This is a genomic window from Chloroflexota bacterium (assembly GCA_020850535.1).
In the GTDB taxonomy this organism is placed as follows: Bacteria; Chloroflexota; UBA6077; order UBA6077; family JACCZL01; genus JADZEM01.
In genome coordinates, this window is sequence record JADZEM010000102.1 from 36,506 (window position 1) to 58,339 (window position 21,834).

A 21,834-nucleotide genomic window follows, 5' to 3' on the forward strand; every position below is an offset into this window, starting at 1 on the left:
CGATGCGAGCCGAGCCGGACCCGCTCAGTAGACCCAGCTGCCCACCAGGTACAGCGGCAGGCGCACGGCCCACAGCGCCAGCATCAGCCCGATCAGCACCCACGGGGCCGGCGTCTTCGAGAGCCACTCCAGCAGCCAGGATGGCTTCGTCGCGGCCAGTCCGCCGGGGTGCGCCCGCCACCACGCATAGGCGTCAACGGCAACCAGCAGCAGCGCCGCCAGCACCAGGAAGACCGCCAGCGGATGATAGTACAGCGAGCCGGTCAGGTCGCCGTGCATCAGCAAGACCACGGCGCGGGTCAGGCCGCAGCCGGGACACGGCAGTCCGCTCATCAGCTTGAAGATGCACAGTTGCGGACCGTGCAGCACCCAGTCGGGTGGCAACAGTGCGCCAGCCGTCAGCCCGGCCATGCCGATCAGGGCTGGCCGAAACGCCTGCTCGGCGAGCGGGCGCAGAGCGTCTCCCAGCGGCACGCGCGGCACGGCCTCCGCCACCGATACTCCCTCCCGCTCTACCGAGGCGGACTGAGTCGATCCAGGGTCAGCGCCGTCGTTACGCCGTAGAGGATGTGCAGGCCGATGGCCACCACCCGCAGACCCATCGCGGCGCGCGCCGGTCGCTCGTACAGACGCAGGGCGGGCACGATCCGGCCAGGACCGATCAGCCAGACGACGATCCCGGTGATGATGCCGTAAGGGACGGCGGGCGGGCGCAGCCGCAACTGGATCTGGGCGGAGAGTGCGCCCCAGCCGGCCCCGTAGAGCCAGTAGATCCACAGGCCGATCCGCTGCCGGCTCTCCTGCGACAGCTCGCGGTTGAACACTCGGCTGGCCAGCCGCTCGGCCACCTGCTCCTGCGGCGGCAACTGCCGGCCCGTGTCGATGGCCCGCAGGTCGTCAAGCTCGGCCTCATCCAACGAGTCGTCGTCGCGCTGCGCTGGCGACCCGCCCAGCAACCGGCTGGCGGCCTGGAGCCCTGTGGTCATCACCAGCGTGCCGACGAGGCCGGCGGCTACCCCCTTGAGCGTCTGCTGAAACGGGCTCTCGGTCACGGGCCTACGCGGCATCTGGTGCTCCCTCACGGCTGTGGCAGAGATCGGATCGCTGGCTGCGCCCGCACCGCCGTTCGCGGGCGACCCTACTTGCCACGAATCTTACCGGCCGGCGCACACCGGCCGTCAGTCACGCTACCGCCACGTATCGACTTCCCGTCCGCCCGGCCGCACGATCTCGCTGACGGCGAGGAACGGACCGGTCGGCCAGCGCTTGAACGCCTCGTCGCGCCGGAGGGCGTCCGCGATATCGGTCACCTTGTTGTTGCGGACGAACATCGCGTGCTGACTGACGTGGGCGTTGGCCGCCGCCAGCTTTCGGTCGAACCAGGGCGAGATGTCCAGCGTGATGTCGGCCCGATCATCCTCGTTGACGATCCGGTCCACGCCGCCCTTGCCGTCGTTTGCGCACCAGGTGAGCAGCTCCGAGGGCGTCCACGGCGCGAGCGTCCCCAGAGCTGCCAGCACGGCCCGGTGAGTGTAGATGTGCTGCGGATGGCCGTATTCGCCGTTCGAGCCGTGGGTGAGGACGACGTCCGGCCTGAGCTTGCCGATCCGCTCGGCCAGCGCCGCGCAGAACTCGACTGGCCCGGCGTCGATGGCGAGCGCCTCGCCGCCGATCTCCATCCACGGATCGACGAAGTCCAGGAACCAGACGTCGCGCGCCCCGAGCGCCGCCGCCGAGCCGCGCATCTCGACTTCCCGATACTCCCCGAGGCGCGATTTCGGCCCGACGGGCGGCTCGCCGACCTCACCGCCCTCGCCCCGCGTCGTGCAGAGCAGATAGAGGTCGTGCCCCTCGCTCACCAGCTTCGCCAGGTATCCTGCCCCGAACAGCTCATCGTCGGGATGCGCCGAGATCGCCAGTACCGTCGCCACAGATGGCCCTCCGAACGTGCGGCCCTCCGCACGCCTCTCTCAGTGTGCTGCTATCGCTCAGCCGTGCGCGTCCATCGGCGGATGGTTCATCAAAGGGCGGTCCTGCTCGTAGTCGACGTTCAGGCGCAGCGCCGACTCGGCCCGCCCAAGCTCGCGCCCCAGGTAGACGGCGTGGGCGAGCAGCGTCACCAGACCGCGCCGGGCGAGCGTCTGCCCGATCTCTGCGGCGCCGGCTCCTTCGACGACATGCTGAAGCTCATGGCGCTGGTTGTAGTGCTCGACGCGCAGCAGTCCGTTGGGGCGGTCCACGAAGACCAGGAAGTACCCAATCGGATCGTACTCCCAGGCCGACCGCTGGTCGAGCGTCGCCTTGATACGCTCGGCACGGTCCGCGCTCCGCACAGCCTCGCCGTCCTCGGCTCTGGCAGCAGCCGTGCCGACCGACGCGGCCAGCTCGCCCGACCGCGCGATGATCGTGGCCGGATCCAGCTCGCCGATCATATCGACGACCTGGACTCGGCGCTGAAAGGTGCGAAGCTGATCGGGGCGGAGATTCGGCATGAACGGCTCGGGGGCTGTCGAGCCGATGACCCGGTGGTCGGCGTCGAGTCCATTGGCGTGGAGCGCCAGGATCGTCTGTCCGACAGCATGCGGCGTCTCGCGCCCACAGACGACGAGCACGCGCAGCGTCGTCATGCCGGCCACGTTCTGCACCATCCGCTCGATGCCGACGTTCTCCGTGAAGACGCGCCCGGCGATGGCGATCTCCGGGCGGGCCACCAGATCGGCCAGGAGCGACCGGCTGCCGAGCGTGCAGACGGCGACCGGGCTCTCCAGGTTCCCGAACACCACATCTCCTACCAGCGGAGGCGCGGCGTTGGCCGCCGAGGTTGCCGCGGTCTCGCCCGGCTGGCCCGATCTGCTCTCTGACATGCTGTTCCCTTGCTGTGTGGCCGCGGCGCACGCTCCCTTGTCGAAGCCCTTCGAGCGTCGCACCGGCGAGACGTGGCACGAGTCGTGCAACAGAGATGGGGACCATCGTCGACGCCCGGCGGCACGGCGCACGCTGCGCCGAGCTACCACGTGATGGATGCGCCATCCCCACTCTCGGAGTGTAGCGAATGTCTGGCGGAGACGTTGCGGGTATCTCCAGCCCTACCAACGGAGACCATGCGGCCCGATTCGATCGTGTGGCCGACCCGCGCAGCCTGTTCGGCGCCGGGCTGTCCGCTCCGCCGACCGTCGAGCGCCCCGCGCCGGCCCCCAGGACCGCCGAGCGCTTTGGGCTGCCGTCGAGCGTCATTCACGAGCTGCGCACGCCGCTGACGTCGATCCACGGCTACGCGCAGGTGCTGAAGCGCACGCTCCGAAACGAGCCGAAGGCGTCGAACGCTGTAGCTGTCCTCAACCGGGAGAGCGCGCGGTTGTCGGACATGCTGGGCCTGCTCTCCGAACTGTCAGACCTGGAGGACGACGAGCCGGCGCCCGAGCACGAACGCATCCAGCTTGCCGACCTCGTTGACGGCGTCGTACATGACATCACGCGGCGCGAGGGCGAGGACCGTGGGTTTATCGTTTTCGGCGATGCCCAGGTGCTGGCGAGTCGGACGCTGGTGGCGCAGGCGCTGGCGCACGTCCTGGTGAACGCCGTGCGCTACTCCGGGCCCGGGCAGAACGTCACGGTCGAGGTGCGGTCTGCTGGCGGTGCAGGCGAGATCCTCGTGCACGACGATGGCATCGGCATCCCGCCAGCGGACCAGGCGCGGGTCTTTGCGCCGTTCGAGCGGGGATCCAACGCGCGCGACCATGGGGTGCGTGGGCTGGGACTCGGGTTGTATCTCGCCCGTCGCGCGCTGGAGCAGACCGGCGGCGACATCGAGATCGTGCCCGTGCCCGGCCGCGCGAGCGGCACCACCGTCCGGATCACCGTGCCAGCAGCCTGAGCCACGCCCCGCCGCCGGCCCGGCTCGGGGGACACCTGCCGGGCTACTGCAGCAGCAGCTCGAAATTCACCTGGTTGCTGCGGCCAGCCAGACGCCCGAACGCGCTCTTGACGGAGTCCACTGCTTCGTGTCCCAGCCGCAAGGCCACGAACGACCCCACGGCGAACCCGACCACCACGCCGACCCCGATTCCGACGCCTAACACGGCGCCCACACGGCACTGGGTGGGCCGTTCCTCGTCGCTCATCTACTGCATCCGTACCAGGGGAACTGCGGCCGACCATAGCTCTTCGAGCCGGTAGAACCGACGCTGGTCGGCGCTGAAGATGTGCACCACGACGTCACCGTAGTCGATCAACACCCAGCCCGACGCGGCCTGCCCCTCGACCCGCAACGGGCGGACGCCGTCGTCATTGCGAAGTGCGTCGCCAAGCTCGCGGACAATGGCCGAAAGCTGTCGCTCGCTCGCCGTACTCATCACGACGAAATAGTCGGCGACGGTCGCCACTGAACGGATGTCGAGCAAGACGATGTCGCTGGCCTGCTTGTCGGACGCCACCTCGACGATCCGCCGCGCGAGTGCTTGTGCTTCCAGCTGAAAACTCCCGTCCGCCGTACTGGGTCTGCCTTCGCAGTATACCATGCCCTTCCGGACAGTCCGTTCTGCGCCTGTGCCGCCGGGCACACCTGCCAGTGTCTGTCGTCGATCTAGCCAGCGGTCGGTGTGACCGCCGGCCGTCTCGCTCGACGGATCGCCCCCAGCAGGAGCGGCATCCCCAGGCCGATGACCGCTGCGCTCGCCGCCAGTCCGAGGCCGACCAGTGACAGCGAGATGCCTCGCTCCAGCGACGGCGGCACGAAGACAAAACGAACAGCGTGCTGTCCCGGCGGCAGGCCGACGGCACGGAACAGGAAATCCGCGCGTAGGATGGGCTGCTCCTCGCCGTCCAGGTAGGCCCGCCAGCCGGGATAGAACGGATCGGTGAGCACCAGGAAGCCACCGGCCGGCGCATCGGCCTGGATGTCGATGACCGAGCCGCTCTCGGCCAGGATGACCGCCTCGACCGGCGGTGTCCCCACGAATGGGCCGATGCCGACAGATGGCTGACTCTCGACGACCACCTGACGGCGCGGATCGAGCGGCCCGTTTCGCAGGCGAGCCATGGCGGCGGCGCCGTCCGGCGCCAGCACGGCTTCTGGAACGACGAAGGCGCGCGGATAGGCGCGTTCGTTCTCGAAGATGTTGACGGCCGGATCGGAGTAGACCAGCTTCAGGCGGTCCTCGCGCCCGACCTGCGCCGTGGCGTCCTCCTCGCGATCGTGCAAGGCCACACCGTAGAGGACGGTCTGGCCGAGGGGATTCGTATGGCGGTACTCCAACTCCGAAATGGTCACCCGACGAGGCAGCGAGATCTCGGCGTAGCCCAGAATCGATTGCGCGCCAACATCGCCGATGGCCGCCGCCTTCTGAATCGGTCGGTGCTGGACGACCCGCCCCGGCGCGCGCGGCCGCCACTCGGCGATCTCGCGGCCAGCCCGTATCGGCAGCACGTAGCGGACGCCCTCGGTGTCGGTGAGCAGCCACTCACCGACCTGTTCGCCGTCTGGGATCGTCTCGCCGCCGTTGAGTGCCGAGATCAACCGCAGCGACGTGGTCGTCTCCGGCTCCGGGCGCAGCGTGATCTGCCCGTTCGGCGTCCCGACCCCGCCGATCATGAGCGGACGGCTTGGGTGGAAGCTGACCATCTGGTACGACGGCAGCGACTCCGGCCGCGCCGGCTCGACGATCCACCGCACCGACCAGAGGTCCAACAGCACGTCGTCGACCGTCTGGACGGACTGCGCGTACCAGCGGTGGCGTGCGAGCTGGAGCGGGCTGTACCCGCCAGCCTCGGCGATATCGTGCGGCAGCAGCTCGTTCGGCTGCGGCTCCTGCACGTCTGGCCGCGTGAGCATGCGCCAGGGGCCGTCCCGCTCGATCAGGGCGCGGCCGGCCGGCCCGGGCTCTCCAAGATACGAGATGTCCACCAGTGGGTGAAAGTCGCTGGCAAACAGGGCCAGGTCAATCGCCACCAGCAGCACCAGCGCCGCCTGCCAGAGCGGCGCGAGTCGCCGCAGCTCCCGCCACGCCACCAGCAGCAACGCAAACAGGCCGAGCAACACCAACGGGACTGCCGTCTTCGGGTTGGCAAGGCTGAGGGCGTTTTCAAGTCCGCGTACGACGTCGAGCGGCAACAGCATCTGCAGCGGATCCTGGGTCTGGGCCAGATAGGTCTTGCCGAGCAGTTGCATGGCCCATGGACGGTCAGCCTGAATCCAGGCCCGCCAGACGACGAGGTGGCCGAGGACGAGGCCGAGCAACGCCAGCACACCCACGTGCAGCCCGATCAGCTGCGTGCGCCACCGAGCCACGCCACGCTCGTCACGCCGGGCCGCCAGCCAGTCCGCGCCGAACGCCGCCAGCATCGCCAGCGAGAGCACGGCGATCAACGTGAAACGGGCCGGCGCGCGCTGTACGTTCATGCCTGGCAGCAGCCACAATTGCTCGTAGAGGCCGTACGGGGCGTAGCCGCCGAGCGCGATAACCACGCTCACGCCGGTAGCCAGCGCGAAAAACGTCACGGCCCACCGCCGCACGCCGAGGACCGCCACCACGGCCAGCAGCAGCGGGACGATCCCGACGTAGAGCACGGACTCCCAGATCTGCCACAGCGACCACTGTCCACCATCCGGCGTCCGGAAGAAGAACGGGAAGATCAGCGTGATCAGGTTGACGGGCGGCAGCGAGTACTCGATGGCGTCGTTGTAGGTCCAGCCGCCCGCTCGCCACGATTCCTGACTCAGCTCGTACAGCGGCAGGATCTGGGCGGCGGCGATCAGCGCGCCGACGGCCGCCACGAAGACGACGGTCCCGAGCGCGTCCACGAGCAGCAACAGGGCAATTGGAGCGCCACGGCGCAGGCCGCCGGCGTGCATCTCCCAAATCGCCATCCAGGTCTGCCGCACCAGGACATAGGCGACCAGCAACGCCCCCGTGAGCATCAGCGGCTGGACGTGTGTCGCCAGCGCCTCCAGGCCCAGCACCAGCGCTGCCAGTCCAAGCAGGCCGTGCCCGACCCATCCCTGCCGAGCCAGCGCCACCTCGATCAGCGCCAGCAATAACGGCAGCCAGACGGCGGCGGCCAGCAGATTGGCGTGATGCTGCTGCGCGACGACAAAGCTGCCCAGGCCGAACGTCAGTCCGGCGATCACCGCGCCACACCGCCCGACGCGGTGCGCTCGCGCCAGGGCGTACGCGCCGAGCATCGCCACGCCGACGTGGAAGACCCGCAGCAGCAGGAAGCCCTCGACCGGCGAGAACAGCGCGGCCGCGACGATGGACGGCGGATAGAGCGCGCCGATCTGCCCTTCGGCGAACAGCGGAAAGCCGCCAAACACGTACGGTGTCCAGAGTGGCAGCTCGCCAGCCCGCAGCGCTTCGTGCAGCACGGCGTAGACCGGGTAGAAGAACGTGAACGTGTCGGACTCGGCGTAGATGCCGACGCCCGCGAGCAGCGGCCAGTAGACCGCGACCAGTGCCGCCAACAGTGTCGCCAGGGCCAGCAGCTCGGACGCCACCGCCCGCGGCGCGACACTCGCGAACGGCTGCGCCAGCGCAGAGGAGCCACGCCCCACGAGGTCGTTGCTGACAACGACCCGCAGCCGACCGCGATGTGCCTCAGTGGTTGCCATAACGTCCGCATCCCGGCCAGACCGAGCCGTGCGCGCCTGCCGGCCGGGCCTGTCCCTGGATCATGACGATGGATGGCTCCGCTGCGCCAGCCGGAACTGCCGGCGGTGCTCGGCCCGTGCGAAGCGCTCGCGCTCGGCGTCGGTGTGCAGCTCGAGCGGCGTGACCTCGTGGGGCCGCCCGTCTGGCCCGAGCGCCACATACACAAAGTAGGACAGCGACGCCCGTTTGCGCTCGCCGGTCACGATCTTCTCGGCGAAGATCGCGACCTCGATCTCCATGCTGGTGCGGCCCACCCAGGTGACCTGAGCTTCGAGCAACACCAGATCCCCGACCTTCACCGGCACCTCGAAGGTCATCGAGTCGGCGATAGCAGTCACGACCCGACGCTTCGCGTGGCGCGCCGCCGCGATGCCGCCGGCGGTATCAGCCAGCTTCATCAGCGTGCCGCCATGGACGTCGCCGCTCGGGTTGGCGTCGGCTGGCAACATCACCTGGGCCAGCACGATGCGATCCTCGGACTGGCTCACCGCTGTCGCGCGTACGTCTGCGTCAGTCATGCAGCCTCCCGATACGGTGCGAGCGGCAACGGCTCAAGCAGGCCGGCGCGCCGCGACCCGATCCCGAGCAGCCTGATGCTGGCCTCAAGCTGCGCGTCCAGCCCGGACAGCAGATCATCGTCCGAGAGATCGACGCTCGAATCCGGCGTCACGCCAACGTCGTTGAGGACCGCGCCCTTGCCCGAGGTGATCGAGAGCACGGTGATCTGAAGCGCGCCGCCGTTCCCCAGTGGGAACATCCGAGCGCCGGCCACACTGCCGGATGTCGTCATTCCGACGACCCGTGCAACGCCACTCTCCTGCAGCGCCGAGCTCAGGATCTCGCCCATCGAGGCCGTCCCGGCATCCACCAGCGCCACCATCGGGACGCCGCGCTCCCAGTAGGCTCCAGCCTGCGTCCTGACCGGGCGCGGGCGTCCTGAACGGTCAACCTGATTGAAGACCACGGTATCCTTCATCAGGCGGCTCGCGACCCGCATGCCAACGTCGATCCGGCCGCCGCTGTTGCCGCGCAGATCCAGCACCATCCCGTCGATCTTTTGCCGACCGATCTCGGCCAGCGCCTGCCCGACGCGCTCGTCGACGCTCGGCTCCGGGAAGCCTCTGATCTGGAGGTAGCCGACTTTGACGCCGTTCTCGCGGGTCAGAACCGACCAGCGTACGAACGGCAACTGGATCTCGCCGCGCTCGACGTTGAAGTGCAAGGGCGTCGCCTCGCCGCGCCGCTCGACCGCCAGTTCAACGGGCGTGCCGCTCGGCCCGCGAATCTTGCTGGTCGCGATATCGGAGCTGACGCCCACGACGGACTCGCCGTCGACCGAGATGATGCGGTCACCCGTCCGAATGCCTGCCCGCGCGGCCGGGCTGCCGTCGAACACCTCGAGCACCACCGTAGACGGCCGTCGCAGGCGCGCCCCGATCCCTTCGTACCTGACCTCACCGCGCCGCCACGCCTCGTACTCGGCGTTCTGGCGCGGATCGAGGTAGCGGGTGTGGTGCTCGGCCATCGCCCCTGCCAGCGCGCGCATCGCGATCTCGTCGAGAGCGCTGCGCTCCATGATCGGTCCCATCAGCAGCGCCACGCGATCCAGCCACAGCTCGAAGGCCAACCAGGCGTCCTCACGCGTGGCGTCCGACGCGATGGACGGGGCCGACCACTCGCCAGGCTTGCGGTCGGCCGCGCGCCTGCCGACCTCCGTGGCCGCCAGGGTCACCAGGGCGGCGGGCTCCGGGGGCGAGACGAAGTTGTCCAGCAGGAGGTCGTACGCCTGCCGCACCGTGCCTGCCGACGCCCGTGGCTCCGCTGCCAACGACTCCGTTGGCGCAGCGGCACGCACGCCCGCGACAAACGCGCCGGACGGGTGCTCGTTGGTCGCCATGGCCGTCCCCGCGACGGCGATGGGGACCAGGAGAATCAAGAGGGTTGCGCAGGCGAGCAGCCAGGCGCGCAGTCGCATGCCGATTCGCACCTCCGGCGCGGGAGGATAGCGCACCGAAATGCCCGCTGACCATCCCTTCGGGAAGAGAAAGCGCTCCGAGTTGACCAGAATCGGCGGTCTTCTGTCGGGTTCCCAAAAACTCGACGCCACTGCAGCCGGACTCGAACGCCGCGCACAACGTAAGGCGTGCGTAGTCGAGCCCGATCCGGCCGGGTTAGCCGCCCGCCGGCACGAGCAGCCGGCCGTTCAGACCGGTCCGTGCGCGATAGGCCGCCACCACCGCGAACCCGATAGCGGCGGCTGCCCCACGGCGCGTCAGCGCGACAATGGATCCGCCGAAGCCGCCGCCGGTCAGGCGCGCCCCGACCACCTCCGGGTGCGCTACGGCCAGCGCAACCAGCAGATCGATCTCCGGCACCGAGACCTCGTAGTCGTCCCGCATCGAGGCGTGCGAGCCGGCCATCAGCGGGCCAAGCTCGTCGAGCCGTCCGGCCTTCAGCGCGGCCACCATGTCGAGCACCCGTTGATTCTCGGTCACCACGTGGCGCGCCCGACGGTTCAGCGGAGCGGGCAGCGCGTCGATGCGCGGCAGGTCGTCAAGCGTCAGGGCGCGCAGGCTGCTGACCCCGAGCAGCGCGCAGGCCCACTCGCACTCCGAGCGACGCGTGTTGTAGTCGCCGGCTGCGTTGCTGTGCGACACGCCCGAGTTGATGACGACCAGCTCCAGCGTGTCCGGGAAGAGCACGCGCTCATAGGCGAGCGACTGGGTGTCCACGAACAGGGCGTGGTGCTCGTCGCCGAGGCTGGCGCACAGCTGATCCATGATCCCGACGCGCGCCCCGACGAAGTCGTTTTCGGCCCGCTGAGCGAGCCGCGCCAGCGATACGTCGTCCAGCTCCAGGCCGAGTACCCCGCGCGCCGCCCGCATCAGCGCCACCAGCAGCGCGGCGCTCGACGCCAGCCCGCTCCCGAGCGGCACATCCGACTCCAGGGCGATGTCCAGGCCTCGGTCGAGGCGGTAGCGGGCGGCAGTCAAGACGCTGGTGACGGCCTGCACGTAGTCGACCCACGACCCGGCCGGCTGCTCGTCGCCGTACCGATAGGTCGAGATCGCGCCATCGTCGCGCTCGCGGCTGCTGACCCGCACGCGGTCGTCTGCGCGCGGCGCGGCCGCGACCCGCGTCGCCAGAGGCAGCGCCATCGGCAATACGAAGCCGTCGTTGTAGTCAGTGTGCTCGCCGATCAGGTTCACACGCCCCTGCGCCGACACGCTCGCGGTGGCCGGCCGGCCGTACAGGGACTCGAAGCGTTCTTGCAGCGTCATCGCGTCGTCACACTCCGAACAGATCTGCCTCGGTGATGCCCCAGCGGCGGAGGACGTCGCGCTCCTCCTCGCGGTTGCGGACTTTCTTGAAGAGCGCCCGGCCCACCCCTCGAACGCGCGCCTCGCACTCGCCCCAGGTAGCGTGGCGCTTCAGGATGCCGTCCACCACGCTGAGATAGACCGTGCCGGCCGGTCCGGAGCCTGGGGATGCAGACGCCGGACCGGTCGGCCCTGGCGCCGCGCGCTCGGGTCGGGCGCGTGGCGTGCTGGCCCCGGGCGCCGGGGAGCGCGTTGGCCGCGCGGCCGGTCGCCGGCCGTTCGGCAACGGCCCAATCAACCGCGAAAACCAGCCAGCGATCTCATCACAACGCTCGTTGCCGGGGTCGCCTGAGTGGCCCCTGGTCCAGTCCCAGGTGATGTGCGGTCCGTTCGCCCGGTCCAGCTCCTCCCACAGGTCGCGGTTCAGCACGGGCTGCCCCGTCGAGGTGATCCAGCCCTTGCGCTTCCAGCCAGCCAGCCACTCGGTGACGCCGCGTCGGACGTACTGGCTGTCGGTGATGATGGTCACCTGGGGATAGCCGGCGGTGGCGCGGGCCGCTTCGATGGCCGCCCGCAGCTCCATCCGATTGTTCGTCGTGTGGGCCTCGCCGCCGCCAAGCTCGACCACGCGGCCGTCTGGGAACTCGATGTGGACACCCCAGCCACCGGGGCCGGGATTCCCGAGGCAGCCGCCATCGGTGTGTGCGACGGGCCCGACTGAATCGTTCTGCATGGCCTGCATGGCGCGGAGTATACCGGCGCGACCGGCCGACCCGAGTGGTACGATCCCTGAGAGCGCCTCGTCATCAACGCCCCAACGCCGAGCACGCCCAGGAGGCCGCGCGATGCCCCGTCCGCCCATCGATCTGCGCTACTCGGAGCACGGCGTTGGCGGCGCTGGCCCCATCGTGCTGCTGCATGGGTTCCCGCTCAACCGGGCCATGTGGGACGAACAGGTCGCCAGCCTCGCCGACCGCTACCACCTGATCGTGCCGGACCTGCGCGGCCACGGCGAGACGGACGCACCGGACGGCCCGTATGAGATGGCGGATCACGCGGGCGACGTGCTGGCGCTGCTCGACCGGCTCGGCCACCAGCGCGCGGCGGTCGTCGGCCTGTCGATGGGCGGCTACATCCTGCTGCAACTGATGACGCGCGCGCCGGAGCGGCTCTCGGCGGTCGTCCTGGCCGACACGATGGGCGAGGCCGACGCTCCTGAGCGCAAGCAGGCCCGTGCCGACCAGGCGGAGGTCATCCGGTCGCTGGGGCTTGGCGCGTTCGCCGACCTGGTGCTCCCCCGGATGTTCGGCCCGACGGTACCCGCCGACCGACCGCACCTGGTCGAGCGGTTTCGCCAGACGATCCTGAGCCAGCAGCCCGAGGCGGTGGTGGCGGCGCTTCAGGGGCTGGCCGCGCGGCCCGACATGATGGCGGCGCTCCCCGGCGTGAAGCTGCCGACGCTGGTCGTCGTCGGCTCAGATGACATGGCGACGACCAGCGGCCACGCCCACAACCTCGCCGCGGCCATCCCCGGCGCGACGCTGGTGGTGCTGCCCGGGGCAGGGCATATGTCAAACTGGGAGGATCCGGACGGGTTCAATCGGGCCGTCCGCTTGTTCCTCGACCGAACACTCAGCCCAGGCTGACCGCGGACCGGGCCTCCGCACAAGGTCACAGGTCTGGCGTCCATATCTTGTACACTCTCTGTACATACTTGCTCGTTCGCACGTCCCCCCTCCACTGCGCGCATTCTTCTCGCTCCGAGAGTGCTATGACCGCAGCTTCTCCGCGTCCGCCTCACCATACTGACCCCTTCTTTCGCCTCGGCCACTGGATCCACCGTCGCCGCTGGCTCGTGCTGGCCGCCTGGGCGGTCCTCGTCCTGGCGACCCTGCCGCTCGCGCCGACGGCTGCCAGCCGGCTGGCCCCAGGAGGATTCTCGACCGCGCGGCTGGAGGCCCAACGCGCCACATCCGAGATCCAGGCCGCCCTGGGCGAGAACCCCTCGACCCTGCTGGTGATCTTCACGCACCCGACGCTCGCGACCACGGACCCGGCCTACCTGGATGCCGTGGACACGGCGCTGGCCGAGCTACGGACCCTGCCGCTCGTCGCCCGGGTCACCACCCACCGCGACAACCCCCGGCAGGCCGCCCCGGATGGCCACACGGCCTACGCCGTCATCGCGCTGCGCTCGCTGCCGGACCAGTTCAGAGGGGTGATCCCGCAGATCAACGGCGCGCTCCGCCCGACGGAACTCACGACCACACTGACGGGCGCGCCGGTCTTCTTCAGCGACATCCAGAGCGTCACCGAGCGCGATCTGCGCCGGGCCGAGTTCATCTCGTTCCCGTTCGCCGGCCTCGCGCTGATCCTGGTGTTCGGCTCGCTGGTAGCCGCCGCCATCCCGGCCGTCATCGGCGGCACGGCGGTGATCGCCACGCTCGGGGCAGTCGTGGTCATCACGCGGTTCACCGACATCTCGATCTTCGCGATGAGCCTGGTGAGCATGCTCGGGCTGGGCCTGGGCATCGACTACTCGCTGTTCGTCGTCAGCCGCTTCCGCGACGAGCTGGCCCGACACGACGTGCCTGACGCGCTGGGAATCGCGATGGCGACGGCCGGCAAGGCGGTGCTGTTCTCGGGCCTGACGGTCTTCATCGGGCTGCTCGGCCTGACGATGTTCACTTTCAATGCGCTGCGGTCGCTCGGCATTGCCGGCTCGGTCGTCGTGGCGCTCTCGGTGGTGGCGGCGCTCACGCTGCTCCCGGCGATCCTGGCCGTCGTGGGCCGCAAGGTTGACGCCCTCTCGGTCATCCGACCGGCGCAGGAGAAGACCGGCTTCTGGCACGCCGTCGCCGCGCGGGTGATGCGTCGCTCGGGCCTCATCTTCCTGGTGGTGATGGCGCTCCTGACGGCGCTCGGCGCACCGTTCCTGCACGTCAAGTTCGGCGCACCCGACGCCTCGATCCTGCCGGCCGACGTGCAGTCGCGCCAGGGCTTCGACCAGTTGCGGCGCGCGTTCGGCGAGGGCGAGATCTCCCCGATCCTGATCTCGGTCCAGGCGCCCGAGTCGATCTACGCCCCCGACCGCCTCGTCGCGCTCGACGAGTTCGTCTCCCGCATCAAGGCCGATCCGCGCGTCGAGCGCGTGGACAGTATCATGGCGCTCGACCCGCGCCTGACCCGCGACCAGCACCTGCTGATCTTCCGCGACCCAGCCCGCATCTACGAGCCGTATGCGCGGGCGCTGGCCGCCGACACCACGCGTGAGCGATTCACCCTCGTTCGCGTGGTCAGCAAGGGCAGCCAGACCTCTGACCTGTCCAAGTCGCTGGTCAAGGCGATCCGCAACACGCCCGTCGGCGGCGACCTCAGCTTCAAGGTCGCGGGTGGCACGGCCGGCGTGATCGACTACTCGGAGGGTCTCTACTCGGAGTTGCCGCGCGCCCTGCTCTTCATCGTCGCCGCGACCTACTTCGTCCTGCTGCTGCTGTTCCGCTCGGTGATCCTGCCGATCAAGGCGCTGATCATGAACACGCTCAGCATCCTGGCAAGCTACGGCGCGCTGGTCGTCGTGTTCCAGGACGGTGCGCTGGCAGGACTGCTCGGCTTTCAGCCGCTCGGCTTCATCGAAGCATCGTTGCCCATCGTGATGTTCTGCGTCCTCTTCGGCCTGTCGATGGACTACGAAGTCTTCCTGCTCTCCCGCGTGAAGGAAGCGTACGACGGCGGCCTGGACAACAGCCAGAGCGTCGCCGTGGGCCTGGAGCAGAGCGGTCGCCTGATCACGAGCGCAGCCGCCATCGTCGTGCTGGTCAGCAGCAGCTTCATCGCCGCCGACATCATCCTGATCAAGGCGCTCGGGCTCGGGACGGCCATCGCCGTCTTCCTGGATGCGACCGTCGTCCGAGGGCTGCTGGTGCCCGCCACCATGCAGCTGCTCGGGGACTGGAACTGGTGGGCGCCGCGCGCGGTGCTGCGGCTGCTGCCGGCCCGCCTCGGAGGGGCCGCCTGATGCATCCCCGACATCGCACACTCACCTCACTCCTGCTGGCGCTGGTACTCCTGGCAGGGTGTGCCGCCCCTCGCGAGCCAGGACTGCCGCCGGCCCCGCCGCCCACGCCTGCCGTCTATCCACCCGTCACCTTCCCCAAGGATGAGGCTCCGCACAACGACCTCACGGAGTGGTGGTACTACACCGGCCACTTGCAGGCCGCTGACGGCCGACAGTGGGGCTTCGAGCACGTCGTGTTTCAGGTGCTGCGCGCGAACCTGCCGCCGTTCTACATCTCCCACTTCGCGGTGACCGATCGTGCGCGCAAGCGGTTTGTCTTCGGCGAGCGCAGCAGCCAGGGCGTGCAGGCGCAGCCGCCGGAGGGCTTCGCGCTCGAGGTCGGCGGCTGGTCGATGCGTGGCCTGCTTGGCCAGGATCAGTTGGCCGCCAGCACCGACGAGTACGCCGTCGATCTTCGACTCAGTGCCACCAAGCCGCCGGTGCTCCACGACGGCGGGCTGGTGACCTTCGGCCCGGCCGGCGACTCGTACTACTATTCACGAACCCGCATGGAGATCAGCGGCGCCATCGTCGATCACGGCGAGCGGATCCCTGTCACCGGCCTCTCCTGGTTCGACAAGCAATGGGGCAACTTCGTGGTAGTCGGCGGCGGCTGGGACTGGTTCAGTCTCCACCTCGACGACGGCACTGAGTTGATGCTGAACCTGATCAAGGACGATCGAGGAGTCACGCAGATCGCCTATGGGACGTACGTCGCGGAGGACGGCCAGTTCCAGCATCTGCCTGGCTCGCAGTTCGAGGTCAGCGTGCTCGGCCAGTGGACCAGCCCGCACACCGGCTTCACCTACCCGAGCGGCTGGCGCGCGACGCTCCCCGGCCAGTCGCTCGACCTGACGATCAGGCCGGTCATCCCCGACCAGGAGCTGAACACGCAGCGCTCGACCGGCAAAATCTACTGGGAGGGCGCACAGGAGGTGACGGGCACGCGGGGCGGCCAGCCACTGTCTGGCCGTGGGTACGTCGAGCTGGTCGGGTACGAGCGGTAGCGGCGCGGCGTGACGCGGTGAGTGGGAGAGGCCGTCAGTTGTAGCGGCCCGTCACCGCAACGTACCCGAGCTTTTCAAGCTCGCGAACCGTGAGCGCGCGCGTCTCAGGCTTGAGCCACCAGTTCGTCTTGCGCCACTCGCCGTCCGGCGCGGCCCGGCCGATCAGGCGGATGCCGGTGTCGGCATACACGCCCCGGAACGTCAGGACGGCCCGCTGCAGGTGGTACGGCGAGGTCACCAGGACGGCACTGGTCAGCCGCTGCTCCTGCATGATCGACTTCGTGTGCACGGCGTTGCCGTAGGTGTCGTCGCCGTGCGGATCGACCAGGATCGCGCTGGCCGGGACACCATCCGCGATGGCCATGCCGCGCATGACATCGCCGTTGGAGTGGCTGCCGTCCCAGGTCGCCCCGGAGAAGATCAGCTTCGGCGCCCAGCCGGCCCGGTAGAGGCGCACGCCCTCGCGGTAGCGGGCCAGCGCCTCGTCGCCGCTGATGACGATGATCGCGTCACTCGCGGCCAGCGGCTCACTCGGGCCTTCCAGCAGGAATCCCGGTGCGACGAACGCCGTTCCCGCGACCATCGCCATGAGGAGCAGCAGGACGGCGAGCCGGCGCAGCCAGCGCAGCATCGGTCGCACCCCTCCCAGAGGGTCAGTCCCCGCTGTGAGTATAGGCAGCGAGCGGCGCGCTCGTCAGCGAAAGCCTCGGATCAGGCCCGCGTCTCCACCTGGAGCAGTTGCCGACGACCGTTCGCCACCGAGTTGCAGGACGCTCGACCGCACACCGAGAGCAGCCCCTCGCGCGGCAGACCCAGCGCCAACCCCTCGCGCACACGCCGCTCGATCAAGTCGAGCATCCGAGGATGCAGTCCGAAATGGGCGCTCCGAGCAGCCTGCAACCCAGGATGCGCCTCCCGGATCGCCGCAAGCTGCTCGTCAATGCGCCTGAGCAGCACTCCCGTGTTCAGGAAGTAGGGGACAATCGCCAGGCGGGTGGCCCCGAGCTTGACGCAGCGCTCCACGACCTCGGCGAGGCTCGGGCGGGTCAGGCTGACCCAGGCCGCTTCGACCATCGGATACTGGTCCTTGCCGCGTTCCCAGACCAGCCGCGCCGCCTTACAGAGGTCGCCGTTGGCATCTGGATCGCTGGTGCCAGCGCCCACCAGGATCACGGCGGTCAGCGAGTCGTCCGCGCCGTCAAGGGTGGCGAGCGCTTCCTGCGCGCGGGTGTCCACGGTCTCCAGGATCTCGTCGGCAGCGCCGAGCGGCGGCACGAACTCGATCTCGGCCCACTGGCCGGCTGCGCGCGCGGCTTGCAGCTCGGTCGGCAAATCCTCGCGCACGTGTCCGGCTGGGAACAGGAAGTAGGGCAGCGCCACGACCTGTCGCGTGCCGAGACGCGCGCACTGCTCCCACGCTTCGTCAATCGACGGCAAGCCGTCCTCGGCGCGCGGGAACTCGAGCGCACCGAACACGACCTGGATCGGCGCGAGACGCTCGGCAATCGCTTCGTGGATGCGTCGATACTCGGCGCGGGCCTCGCGGTCCCGACTGCCATGGGCCATCATCAGAACCGATTGATCGCTCGTATTGCTCATCTAGCTTGACATCCTGGTGTGGCACGCCGACGTGCTGGGAGATGTGGCTCGTCGCACGGCCCGGTCTGAGGGTCGACCGACGCGATGGTACGGTCGATGGTCGTATTATGAGGGCTATGCCGCGTGGTTCAACCGATCCGCTCGTGACGATTTCTGTCTGATGCTGCTGTTCACTCAGGCCCGGCGGCTGCTGGGCGGTCCGCCGAGGGCGTCGCTGCTCGCCGTACTCGCCTTGTTGGCTGCCCTGCTGGCTGGCGGGGCCTGCGGATTCGGCACGCCGGCGGCTGCACCGATCCCGCTCCCGACGCCCGCCCCGCTCCCCCGCCCGACCGCCGAGCCGCCGGCCTCGGTCGCGGCGTGGTACCTGGCGGCCCAGGCCGGCAACGAGGAGAAGGTCCGGATCCGCGCCGACCTGACCCAACCCGAGATCGACCGCATCCGACGGGTCGTCGAGCGCCGCTACCCGAAGCTGGCCGTTGACTGGTCGCGCGGCAGCGACGCGTCGCTGTTCCAGACCACGGCTGACGAGATTCGGGCCGGCACGGCGAACTGGGACATCTACATCGGCGACAGCGGCCCGACGCTCGCCCTGGCTCGGGCCGCCCTGCGCTGGACCCCACCAGAGGGCCGCAACGTGCGCCCCGAGCTGATCGACGGCGAGGGCGGCTGGTACGCGATGGCCGCGACGTACCACGTCATGCAGTACAGCAGCGAACAGGTGCCACCGGCGGCCGTGCCGCGCGCTTACGAGATGCTGCAGGATCCGGGGTATCTCGGGCGGCTTGCCATCGAGGATCAGTCGCTGGTCTGGCTGAAGGGGCTGATCGAGACGCGCGGCCAGGAGCGGACCGCTGCGCTGATCCAGGCGCTGGCACAGCAGGGCGTCACGTTTCGGGGCGACGCCCGCTCGCTGGTCGCCTTCGTGACGGCGGGCGAGCATGCCGTGGCCATCGACACTCGCCTTGACGCAGTCGAGCGAGACAAACGCAGCGGTGGCAAGACCGGCTGGGCGGCCGTTGAGCCGGTGCTCGTTCAACCGCTGGCGATGGTCGTCTCCGCCAGCACCGACCGACCAAACGCCACGAAGGTCGTGGCCAACCTGCTGCTCTCGCTCGACGTGCAGGAGATCCTGGCCGAGCATGGCCGCGTGCCCAGCCGCGCCGACGCCGACTCGGAGCCACAGTCGCCGGTCCGGGGATTGCGGACGCAGGTCGTGCTGCCGCCAGACAGCGCCCGCGAGCGCGAGCTGCGCGCGCTCTGGTCGGAGCTGTGGGGCCGACGCTGACGCGGGTCAACGCGGTCCAGGGCGGCCCCGGCTAACCGTTGCTGAGGCGGCTTTCCACCACCTATGCTACCCACCAGATCGAGTGAGCACAGACTGACTCGCCGTATCAATTCTGGCAAAGGCGGTGCGCGTGCGAACGACACAGTTCGGGGCGCACTCCGGTTTCGGCGCTTGGGGCGACGAATCGGAGCTGGCGAGCGCGGCAGCGGAGCGCGGTGACCGGGGACGCGGCCTGCACGAGGAGCACATTGAGAAGGCCATCCTGTCAAACGGCGTGACGGTCCTCTCGCGGTACCTGACCGATCCCGACATCGTTGCGATCAGCATCGGCGCGCGGGCGGGCGCTCGCAACGAGGACGACGCCACGGCCGGCGCCACCAAGTTCCTGGAGAAGCTGTACGTCCAGGGAACCACCCGCCGCCCTGGACCCGAGCAGGTGCAGCGCCCGCTGACCGTGCGCGGCTCGGGCGTCTCGGCGATGGCCGGCTCGGAGATGGTCGTCTTCCAGTCCCAGGTGCGGACTGCCGACCTCGGGACGATGCTCGACGTGGTTTCCGACGTGATCCTCAACTCGACGTTCTCCGAGGACCGCGTCGAGAACGAGCGCCGGGTGATCCTGGAGGAGCTGCGCGCCCGCCGTGCCAGCCCGAACGTCTACGCGTCGGACCTGTTCTATCCGGCCGTCTTCGGCTCGCACCCGCTCTCACGCTCGACGGCCGGCGATGCCGAGAACACGCCCAACCTGACGCGCGCCACGCTGGTCAACTACCGCGACCGCTACGTCACCGGCGTGAACACGGTGATCGCCGTCGCCGGCAACCTGCCGAGCGATCGGGTCTTCGCCCAGGCTGAGAAGTATTTCGGCAGCCTGCCGGCCGGCGAGGCGGCGCCGGCATCGGACGTGCCGCCGCCACCTCGGAATCCGGGCCGCATCGATGGGCAGGCCGGCAGCTCCCAGGCTCGGGTCATCATCGGCGGCCCGCTGCCGGGCCTGCGCCACGAAGACCGCTTTCCGCTCGCGGTGGCGAACTCCGTGCTGGGCGGGTCGGGGATGCGCCTCTTCCGTGAGATCCGCGACCTGCGCGGCCTCTCCTACGATCCGGCTCCCTCGATCCAACAGTTCCCCGATGCCGGCATCTGGCTGGCCGCCGCCGGCACCGACCCCGTGAACATCGATACCGTCGTCGAGATCCTCAATCGGGAGATCGGCCGGCTCGCCGAGGAGGCGCTCTCCGACGACGACCTCAACAACGCCAAGAACTACCTCGACGGCAGCCTCGTCGTCGGGCTGGAGACGTTCTCGGCCCAGGCGTTCCAGATGATCCGCGACGAGAGCTACGGCGTCCGCGTCCTCTCGCAGGCGCACCGCGAGGGCATCGCGCGGGTCACGGCTGACGACGTACTGCGGGTGGCCCAAGCGTATCTACGGCCGGAGACGGCGACCCTGGTGGTGGTTCAACCATGAGCGACGACGCGAAGCGCGACGATCTCCCGAACGGCATGGCTGTCTTCACTCGGGAGCGCCCGTACGCCGATGTCACTGCCATCAGCATCAGCGTCAAAGGCGGCTCGCGGAACGAGCACGAGGACACCGTCGGCGCGGCCCACTTCATGGAGCACATGTTCTTCCAGGGCACACCCTCGCGCCCGAACATCGAGTCCGTGTTCGGACCGATCAGCGCCCGAGGCGGCTGGCTGAACGCCTACACTGCCTTCGAGAACATCAACTTTCAGGCCGTCGTCAAGAACGAGGACTTCCAGCTTGCGCTGGACACGCTGGCCGACATGCTGGTCAACGCCCTCTTCGCCGAGGAGCGCATCGACAAGGAGCGCCAGGTCGTCCTGGAGGAGTTGATTCGCGGGAAGAACGAGCCGCGCCGCTACGCCGGCGAGCTGTTCTTCAAGCACGTCTTCGCGGATCACCCCTGCCGCAACCTGCCCATCGGCAGCCGTGAGACGCTGGCAAACTCCGACCGCAACGTGCTGATGTCGTTCAGGAACGCCAACTTCCTGGCCTCAAACATGTACACGGCAGTTGTGGGCGATCAGCGCCATGAGGACATCGCCGAGCGCGTCGCCGCAGCTTTCCGCGACATGCCGACCGGCCCACGCCCGACCTTTGAGACGGCCCCCATCCCGACGGCTCGTCCGCGGCGCATCGAGGAGACGACGCCCGGCACCCAGGCGCACCTCGCGATGGGCCTCCCGGCCGCCGGCGCCAACCACGCCGACACCTACGCGCTGGACATCATGAGCGCTACGCTCGGGACGGTCGGGCGGCGGCTGGTCACCGAGATCCGTGACAAGCGGGGTCTCGCGCCGCACGTCAGCTCGTACTACTACGCGCTGTCGGATGTGGGCACCTGGAACGTCTCGGTCAGCACCTCGCCGGACAACATCGAGCAGATCGTGGAGCTGGTGACCGCCGAGATGAATCGCATCCGCGGCGAGCCGCTGACCGAGGGCGAGCTTGAGGATGCCAGGTCGTACATCGAGGGCGGCGCGGTACTCGGCCTGCAGACCAGCATCTCGTTCGCCCAGTACCTCGCGGACCGCGAGGCCATCGGCGTCGAGCCGCCGCTGGAGGAGTACCTGCGGCGCGTTTCCAGCGTCACGGCTGACGACGTGCAGCGCGTGGCCCAGACCTACCTCGACCCCGCCCTCGTGACGTCGGTGTTGCTCAGCCCGCGGTAGGCATCGACGGGCTCCCGCGCGACCGTGCCGGCCTGCCGGGTACGGTCGCGTCTCAGGGCGATTGCATGTTCATTGGTGTCCCCGGAGCATCATGGAACGGGCGGTCGGGGGTTGAAAGCCCCGCCTACAGTCATTCCGTCGCTGCGCGACGGAGACCGGGAACGGCCGGCACTGGTGAGACTGGCGCGTCGCGCAGCGACTGCAGGATCGTAGGCGGGGCTTTCAA

Annotated in this window: 20 protein-coding genes; 7 read left to right on the forward strand and 13 right to left on the reverse strand. The window is 69.2% G+C overall.

Annotated features, from left to right (window positions below):
- Nucleotides 1-24 precede the first annotated feature (24 nt).
- The 4 genes from IT306_14385 to IT306_14400 form a co-directional block, all read right to left on the reverse strand.
- Nucleotides 25-495: a DUF2752 domain-containing protein gene (locus tag IT306_14385; protein MCC7369613.1), complete on the reverse strand. Its 471-nt coding sequence runs from the start codon at nt 493-495 to the stop codon at nt 25-27.
- Nucleotides 496-512: 17 nt separating this feature from the next.
- Nucleotides 513-1,067: a hypothetical protein gene (locus IT306_14390; GenBank protein MCC7369614.1), complete on the reverse strand. Its 555-nt coding sequence runs from the start codon at nt 1,065-1,067 to the stop codon at nt 513-515.
- Between the two features lie 120 nt (nt 1,068-1,187).
- Nucleotides 1,188-1,931, reverse strand: coding sequence for a PIG-L family deacetylase (locus tag IT306_14395; protein MCC7369615.1), 744 nt, complete (start codon nt 1,929-1,931; stop codon nt 1,188-1,190).
- Nucleotides 1,932-1,988: 57 nt separating this feature from the next.
- On the reverse strand, nt 1,989-2,864 hold the full coding sequence (locus IT306_14400; protein MCC7369616.1) for a DUF4346 domain-containing protein: 876 nt from the start codon (nt 2,862-2,864) through the stop codon (nt 1,989-1,991).
- Nucleotides 2,865-3,121: 257 nt separating this feature from the next.
- Here IT306_14400 and IT306_14405 point away from each other — a divergent pair, with 257 nt between their 5' ends.
- Nucleotides 3,122-3,874 (forward strand): HAMP domain-containing histidine kinase, encoded by a 753-nt coding sequence (locus IT306_14405; GenBank protein ID MCC7369617.1) that lies wholly within the window; start codon nt 3,122-3,124, stop codon nt 3,872-3,874.
- 43 nt (nt 3,875-3,917) lie between these two features.
- Here the strand turns inward: IT306_14405 and IT306_14410 are convergent, their stop codons facing one another.
- The 7 genes from IT306_14410 to rnhA all read right to left on the reverse strand — a co-directional run bounded on the left by IT306_14410 (nt 3,918) and on the right by rnhA (nt 11,699).
- Nucleotides 3,918-4,121, reverse strand: coding sequence for a hypothetical protein (locus tag IT306_14410; protein MCC7369618.1), 204 nt, complete (start codon nt 4,119-4,121; stop codon nt 3,918-3,920).
- Entirely contained in the window at nt 4,122-4,517 is a 396-nt protein-coding gene (gene rsfS, locus IT306_14415; GenBank protein ID MCC7369619.1) for a ribosome silencing factor, read from the reverse strand.
- A gap of 65 nt (nt 4,518-4,582) precedes the next feature.
- Complete coding sequence (locus IT306_14420; GenBank protein MCC7369620.1) at nt 4,583-7,606, reverse strand: YfhO family protein; 3,024 nt, start codon at nt 7,604-7,606, stop codon at nt 4,583-4,585.
- A gap of 60 nt (nt 7,607-7,666) precedes the next feature.
- Complete coding sequence (locus tag IT306_14425) at nt 7,667-8,164, reverse strand: acyl-CoA thioesterase (GenBank protein MCC7369621.1); 498 nt, start codon at nt 8,162-8,164, stop codon at nt 7,667-7,669.
- A complete protein-coding gene (locus IT306_14430; protein MCC7369622.1) occupies nt 8,161-9,621 on the reverse strand; it encodes a PDZ domain-containing protein in 1,461 nt (486 codons plus the stop codon). Before IT306_14430 ends, IT306_14425 begins: the two co-directional genes overlap by 4 nt.
- A 196-nt stretch (nt 9,622-9,817) precedes the next feature.
- A complete protein-coding gene (galK, locus tag IT306_14435; protein MCC7369623.1) occupies nt 9,818-10,927 on the reverse strand; it encodes a galactokinase in 1,110 nt (369 codons plus the stop codon).
- A 7-nt stretch (nt 10,928-10,934) separates the two neighbouring features.
- Nucleotides 10,935-11,699, reverse strand: a complete 765-nt coding sequence (gene rnhA / locus IT306_14440) for a ribonuclease HI (GenBank protein MCC7369624.1) — start codon at nt 11,697-11,699, stop codon at nt 10,935-10,937.
- Nucleotides 11,700-11,811: 112 nt separating this feature from the next.
- Here rnhA and IT306_14445 point away from each other — a divergent pair, with 112 nt between their 5' ends.
- The 3 genes from IT306_14445 to IT306_14455 all read left to right on the forward strand — a co-directional run bounded on the left by IT306_14445 (nt 11,812) and on the right by IT306_14455 (nt 16,030).
- A complete protein-coding gene (locus tag IT306_14445) occupies nt 11,812-12,612 on the forward strand; it encodes an alpha/beta fold hydrolase (GenBank protein ID MCC7369625.1) in 801 nt (266 codons plus the stop codon).
- 125 nt (nt 12,613-12,737) lie between these two features.
- Complete coding sequence (locus IT306_14450; protein ID MCC7369626.1) at nt 12,738-14,984, forward strand: MMPL family transporter; 2,247 nt, start codon at nt 12,738-12,740, stop codon at nt 14,982-14,984.
- A complete protein-coding gene (locus IT306_14455; GenBank protein MCC7369627.1) occupies nt 14,984-16,030 on the forward strand; it encodes a carotenoid 1,2-hydratase in 1,047 nt (348 codons plus the stop codon). Before IT306_14450 ends, IT306_14455 begins: the two co-directional genes overlap by 1 nt.
- A gap of 34 nt (nt 16,031-16,064) precedes the next feature.
- Here IT306_14455 and IT306_14460 read toward each other — a convergent pair whose 3' ends face one another.
- Nucleotides 16,065-16,661, reverse strand: a complete 597-nt coding sequence (locus tag IT306_14460) for a YdcF family protein (GenBank protein ID MCC7369628.1) — start codon at nt 16,659-16,661, stop codon at nt 16,065-16,067.
- An 80-nt stretch (nt 16,662-16,741) separates the two neighbouring features.
- Nucleotides 16,742-17,629: a sirohydrochlorin chelatase gene (locus tag IT306_14465; GenBank protein ID MCC7369629.1), complete on the reverse strand. Its 888-nt coding sequence runs from the start codon at nt 17,627-17,629 to the stop codon at nt 16,742-16,744.
- A 160-nt stretch (nt 17,630-17,789) separates the two neighbouring features.
- Here IT306_14465 and IT306_14470 point away from each other — a divergent pair, with 160 nt between their 5' ends.
- From IT306_14470 to IT306_14480, 3 genes are all read left to right on the forward strand, one after another.
- Nucleotides 17,790-18,914, forward strand: a complete 1,125-nt coding sequence (locus IT306_14470) for an ABC transporter substrate-binding protein (GenBank protein ID MCC7369630.1) — start codon at nt 17,790-17,792, stop codon at nt 18,912-18,914.
- A gap of 130 nt (nt 18,915-19,044) precedes the next feature.
- Complete coding sequence (locus IT306_14475; GenBank protein MCC7369631.1) at nt 19,045-20,379, forward strand: insulinase family protein; 1,335 nt, start codon at nt 19,045-19,047, stop codon at nt 20,377-20,379.
- The gene (locus tag IT306_14480; GenBank protein MCC7369632.1) at nt 20,376-21,608 is read left to right on the forward strand and encodes an insulinase family protein; all 1,233 of its coding nucleotides are present in this window, start codon (nt 20,376-20,378) and stop codon (nt 21,606-21,608) included. Before IT306_14475 ends, IT306_14480 begins: the two co-directional genes overlap by 4 nt.
- Nucleotides 21,609-21,834: the final 226 nt, after the last annotated feature.